Source organism: bacterium (assembly GCA_021158245.1).
GTDB lineage: Bacteria > Zhuqueibacterota > QNDG01 > QNDG01 > QNDG01 > QNDG01.
In genome coordinates this window covers 1-6,637 of the sequence record JAGGVB010000026.1, presented here as the reverse complement: position 1 = coordinate 6,637, position 6,637 = coordinate 1, and the positions used below count along the sequence as shown (strand labels likewise).

Annotated in this window: 3 protein-coding genes; all 3 read right to left on the bottom strand. The window is 41.3% G+C overall.

Annotated elements, in window-relative coordinates:
- The coding region (locus J7K93_01430) for an ATP-binding protein (protein MCD6115650.1) at positions 1–1,724 on the bottom strand (1,724 nt) is incomplete at its 3' end.
- A gap of 16 nt (positions 1,725–1,740) precedes the next feature.
- Positions 1,741–3,648, bottom strand: coding sequence for a tetratricopeptide repeat protein (locus tag J7K93_01425; protein MCD6115649.1), 1,908 nt, complete (start codon positions 3,646–3,648; stop codon positions 1,741–1,743).
- Positions 3,649–3,679: 31 nt separating this feature from the next.
- Positions 3,680–6,637, bottom strand: a 2,958-nt coding sequence (locus J7K93_01420; GenBank protein ID MCD6115648.1) for a hypothetical protein, incomplete at its 5' end; no start/stop codon positions are given.

Here is a 6,637-nt window from a genome sequence, read left to right as displayed (position 1 = left end):
TTAAGCCTGTCAGAAGTAATTGACTTGCGGAATAATGCAGGATCGGGAAGCTTTATTCCTATGGGGAATCCCTTCGGGTTTAAGTAGTAACTCTTCTTTGTCCTGCCTCTGTACAGAATCATCGGGTTATGGCCTGCACTTGCATAGTTAATAATTCTTTTTTTAGAATCAAGAATAATATAGAATACAGTTACAAACATTCCTCTCTTCATATCATTCATTACAAATTCATTAACCTTTGCAAGAACATCTGCGGCATCTCTGTTACCCCTCGCTTCTGTCCTTAAAGCGGTTCTTATCATAGTCATAATTAATGAACCGGGTACACCCTTACCTGAGACATCGGCAACAACTATTCCGAGTGTGTCCTGATCTACCTGCACAAAATCAAAATAATCTCCACCAACCTCTTTGGCAGCTTCGTAATATGATGCCAGATCAAACCCCTCTACTTCCGGAAATGAGGATGGTAAAAGTGTCTGCTGAATCTCCTGGGCTACCTGCATCTCTTTTTTCAGCCGTTCCTGTTCTGCAAGATCTTCCTGTGACTTTCTGAATTTTTCAGTTATATCACTAAAAGCTTTTGCAATTTCTCCAACCTCATCCGACGGGTCAAACTCCATTTCATCCTGGACTTCATCCCTTCCCAAAGCTTTAACCCAATTAGACAATCGTTTAAAAGGGCTTACAGTAACATAAACCAGCCAAAAAATACCAGCATAACCGCCTATAAGAATCACAAAAAAGAAAATTACGGCTTTTATCCTTGCCCTGCTGATAAGCTTGTCTATATACTTTTCATTAAGGAGTATGTGTACGTTACCTAAATGTTCATCAACATTATTTGCTTTTAAAATAACCGGCTGCACTACATCATAAACAGGGCCGTAGCCACTTAACCTGAATTCAAATACATCATCACTCTTTTTTGATGCACCATCTGGTATTTTGAATATTTCAAGAATCTTCTCAGTTAAATATGCTCCCTGAATTATATGCTTTTTATCAACAATGAACACTTCTCTAACAAGATCAGTATGATCTCTGTGTATCTCCGCAGAAATTCTCGCAAGCTCCCATGTTTCACTATTAGCAAGAAAATCCACACTATTATGAGCCGCTGCTTTTGCAAAAACTCTTCCAGCATCAATACTGCCCTGAAAAATTCCCTTTTCCTGATGGATATAATTGATAACAAAAAGGGTTGAAAGTATAAGTGTCAATACTCCTGATGCAATAAGGGAAAATCTTGTTTTCATTGAAAATCCCAATGCAGGCATATAGAGATGAGGCCTCGCTCCGGAGTCCCTCAGCTTGGTAAGTTTAAGCTCATTTCCTTCAACTGTCTTGTGATAATCAATCTCATCAACAAGACGGCGGATAATAAAAATGCCAAGGCCACCTTTTTTCCCAATATCAACATATCGTTTCAGATCAGGGTCTTTGCTTAAGCGGGGATCATAAGTATGCCCCTGGTCAATCAGGCATACAGTAACACTTTTTTCTCTTATAATAATACGTACAGTAATGTATCCTTCCCAATCACGATAAGCATGCCGAATTATATTAGTTCCCGCTTCATCTATTGCCATTTTGAAGGAATTTATTATCTGTTCGGATACGCCGAATTTTCTTCCTGTTTGAGTAATAAAATCACGCAGCTCCGCAAGATAATTCATATCTGCAGGAACTTTAATCTCTTCTCTTCTTACCTTTTTAAACATTGCTTACTCCAGCTATCTACCGGCCTTCACCGTATGCTGCTATTTTCCTTTTTACGCCCTCAATAGCTTCAATTATCTTGATATTAGTCGGATCCTTTTCCAAAGCCTGATTCCAGATACTTAATGCCTCTTTAAAATGGCCGTCCCTGTAAAGACTGATTCCCTGAGAAAACATTTTCTTTACCTGCAGAGTCATTGAGGTTTTGGAACCCTGCGCTCTTGCAACTGAATTTCTGTAAAGCTCCCGGGCCCTCTGGTGCTTTGGAGCCAGATTGACAGCTTTTTTAAAGAAACGAGAAGCTGCTTTATAATCACCTCTTCCGTAATATTTCAGGCCTTCCTGATAATTATATACAAAATCCAGGGCTCTGTCAAGCGTTTTAATCTGTCTTAATACTTTTCCCTGTAATTCAGGATCCCCCTGTGCCTGGTCTTTTGCTCTTTCAAGAACCCTGTATGCTTCTGATATATTGTCCTGCTTTATAAGTTCTTTCGTTCTTGTTAAAAGCTTATTTACTTCTCTTGCAAGTTCGGCTTTTGCCTTGCCAATATAACTGGCAATCTGTGTGTTTTGAGGATCTTTTTTTAACGCATTCTGCCACTTCTCAATTGCCAACCTGAAGTCTCCCTGCTCAAGAGCAGACAAACCCTCTTTAAATCTTGAATCAACAAACTTGTTATCTATTTCACGTCTCATCCTCTCACGATCATTCTTCAATAGCTTCTGCTGCCTCTCCTGCTGAAGCGCTTCTTCTTCCCTGGTTGTAATTGCAAGGAGGTCTTTAGCCTCGCTATTATCCGGATCTTCTCTTAAGACCCGTGAAAATTCAAGCCGTGCATTAAAGTAATCTTTCTTATCAAGATATCTTTTACCTGCAAAAAGGGATTCCTTAATTCTCTCTTTCCTGTCAGACGCTATCCTTTCAGCAATTCTCTGCTGTATCTCCCTCTGATGCCTCTCCTCTGCTATTCTGCGCTTTTCATTCATAGTCTGGCCGAAAAAGAATACAAGCGAGAATCTATGGCTTGCAGGGAAATAAACAGGATCGCCGATCTGCTCCGTACCATAATCAAACTGTATATTTGCCAGCCTTATACCGCCGCCAAAACAAACCTTGCCATTGTCCCATCCTGCCCTTAAAAAAATATTTCCATTCCATGAATATTCAGTACCGAAATGATAAGTAAAAGGCTTCAGCTCATGCTTTACCACATCAGCAAGAAAAAGCCATCTGTCGTGCCGGCCTCTCAGGAAAACCACTTTTGCAATTCCGCCCCTCATAATCAAGGGCACTCTTTCATCGGAAACACCGAGCTTCAGCCTTGGGCTGACAGCATTAAAAACAACTCCTCCTACGTACATATTAGAAAAAAGGCCTGAAGTGGAAGGAAATACATAATTTATCCCTGCATCTCCTCCGAATCCATTAGCTGAAAAGTATCCGAGCACCTGCCTGTTAAGGTTTACATTTATCCCGATTGCCAATCCTTTTAACACTTCAACCGCATACCCGAATGTTATTTTACCCCACCAGTAATCAAAAGTACCTATATCAACAGGTACGCCATTCTGCTGTTCGATATGCCGTATATCGCCGGTACCTATCCTTGCGATTCCTATGCCGAGAACACCCGTACTTAAGGTAGGATGAACATACCCCGCAACATTGTACTGTGTTCCCTCAAAAAGAGTAGTCAAAGACAATCCGAGAGAACGCTGCTGTACAACAACCATCCCAGCAGGATTCCAGAAAAACGCCATAGGCCCGTCAGGGAAAGCACTGCCGGTACCGCCAAGGCCGAGTGATCTGGCACCTGCCCCTATTGTGAAGGGAGATTCAACTCCTGCATACCCTTCCTGCCCCATACTGGGCAGAACCAGGACAGCTGTTATCAGAGCTGCATATATAAAAACACGTTTCATTAAATCTTTCCCTGTTAGTAAAGCTCTACATTTATTTTACAACTGCAATCTTTGTTTTCTCTATTTTTCCTGTTCCTGTCTTCATTACAAGTATATATACACCGTTAAGTACTACATTCCCTCTTTCATTCCGTGCCCGCCAAACAACACTATTTGACTTAGTATCATGCACTCCTGCTCTCCCCTGTGAAGAACCGGATGTATATGAGGCCTTCCATACAAGCTGTCCTGTCAGCGTAAATATCATAAATGTGACATCTGTTGATTCCTTGAGGTAGTAGATAAAAACAGTACTTTCATTTCCAGGGCCACCAAAAGGATTCGGACAATTGCAGAGTGTAACTTCTTTATCCGGGAAAAATATACGCTTCATCTGAGAGCGCATATCCACCCAGTTTTCCTCTGTCGGTGTCTGAACAGGAACCTGAATACCGGAATCTATATCTTCCGCACCTACTGCTTTATTACTTGGCAAATTTATCTGGAAAAATTCAACATTTGTATTTTCAGATATTTCCCCGCAAATTGCAAGATATCTGCTTTTATTGACTCTTACTGAAGGTTCACGGTCAATTTGATTCAGTATGACCGAAACAGTATCGTCTCCATTAAAGCTGGACACTCTTCCGAAAATCAGATCCGGCTGTTCCAAGTCCGTAACATACATTGATTTAAATATACGGCTTCCATTCATCGGGATTCCGTTTTCGTCCTCAATTACAAATTTTAACCAGCTTACACGAATTGGATTTGCACCCTCAATACCTTCATTTTCAAGTTTGAGAACCATCAGGACAACTCTGTTCTCTCCGGGGACAACAATATTACCATCATCCTGAGGTAATTCTCCAGGCTGAACTGAAAGGCTTGCCCCTGCAGTTGTTACGGCAATTGCATAATGAGATTGTGTCACAAAACAAGATTCGTTTGTATTCTCGTCATAAGGGATCTTTTCAAAAAGAGCCTCAATGGATACTGCTTCTCCTGTGATGTGCTCAGGCGCTGTTATTGTCCACTGTGCCTTGCCATTTACCATATCCTGTAAGATCGGATCCCTTGTTGTATAACCGCCCGGCAAATCACCCTTATCATCAGTATTTAATTTTACTCTTGCATTACCAATTATCCCTGCATCACCTTTATTTTCTATGGATGCTTCTATAACAAATTCCTGCCCGATTGATACTGAACCATCTCTTGCATCAGTCGGAGATACAATATCAAGAGACAGAGAAATATCAGCCTTTTTGACAGTTGTTACATACAGAAAATCAACATCGCTATTTACAATCACACTCTGAAGCTGATCCTTCCCCTGAGCGGAAACACGGAATACATCCGGCCCTGAAACATGGTCAGGAGCCAGAACAGGCCAAATAACGTAATTCGACAAAACACTTTTCTGCAGGTCATCCTGCGTTGAATATCCGGACGGCAGTGTAAGCTCTGCAATAAGATCTTTACAATTACTCCATGTAAGGTCAACTTTCAGCCAGAACAGCTGGCCGGATGATACCGTATTATCTCTTGCCCCGGGAGGGTTATTTACAGAAAGTACAGTAGAAATCCAGCTTTCAATTGTTTTAATTGAAAAGCTGTGTATCTGCTCCTCAATCTTTGCATAGTTGCCTGTGTTTATCTCACGTGGAAAATCTGACAACCTGACATATAGCTGAGCATCAGGTACACCTGAAGAAGGTGCTTTAACCATCCATGTCACAGGTTCACCTACTCCTACAGTCTGCTTGCTTAAGAATGAAACAAGCTCATAGCCCGAAGGAAGGGAAATCTGCATCTTGCCCGATTCATCTATTCCCGCAGTTCCGTGATTTACAAGCTCTGCCACTACTTTAAAGACCTGATTTGTCGATACTTTGTCGTGAAGTTTATTCCCCGACGTATCAAATAGTGATACTGTAAAATTAAGGCTGGCCGGTTTTTGAATAATTACTGATGCAACAGAATCAAGACTGGCTCCCACAGGCGGCACAGACGTGCTGTTCTCAAAAGTCGCACCGGTAATTGAAGCAATAAAAATTTCCCCGGAACTATTCTCTTCCGATTCTGCTGTTATTAAAAAGGATACTTTACTGTACTGTGTTGGAGACAAACTTGCTATTGTACTCTGCAGCGGGCCTGTAATTGATGATCCGTTGCTTTTCAAACTTACTTCCACAAATTTTACGCTTCTCCCCAACCCATTCTCTACAACAACATCTATATAAAATTCCTGTCCGGTATTTACATGCCCATTACCGGCCTCTGTAGTATTCGGTGCTCTTAAAAAAGTTGATATTATTCTAAAATCCTTTTCCGCAACCACACTAATATTAGTAGAATTAGTTCCCTGCAGATCAGCACCGCTGTTCTGATCTTTCCCCTTTATTTCAGTAGTAATTTTTACATTCCCGCCAAGTCTCCCTGTACCATTTACTGTATATGTTAATGTCCTGCTCTGCCCTCCTAAAAGCGTTCTATTGGATGTATTATCAAACCCTTCTGGCGGCTTAATGCTGTAATCGTTTTGGCTGATATTATTAATAAAAAACTTTAAATCGTCAGGAGAAGGTTGGTTAATCAAAACGGGCGCACCGCCGCTGTTTGTTACAACAACATTGATAGTCCACGGATCGACCTGGCCTCCCTGTACTTCTGTAATTGAAGTTGTAATGCTTGTAACTGAAATTTGAGCGGGACGGTCTATCACAACTACAGTTGAAGCCTCATCTGAAAATATATAAGTCGTATCATTGTCAGTATACCCTGACAACGAAGTAATGAGTTCCTCTCCCATATTACTTGTATACGCTGCAAGAACTTCTATTTCAACTGTTTTCTGCTCACCTCCTGCAAGGTGGTCTATCTCTGTAGTTGCAGGGAAAGAGGAAGGAAAGGCCGGAGCCTGAGCATTTGAGCGAAGCTGGACAACAACGCCATGTACTCCATCCCCGCCTGTATTTTTTATTACTACAGGAAGAATAAATGTCTG

Bases quoted from the DNA above. Each gene is read 5' to 3' on its own strand.
- J7K93_01425 (MCD6115649.1), bottom strand. From the start codon at position 3,648: ATGAAACGTGTTTTTATATATGCAGCTCTGATAACAGCTGTCCTGGTT.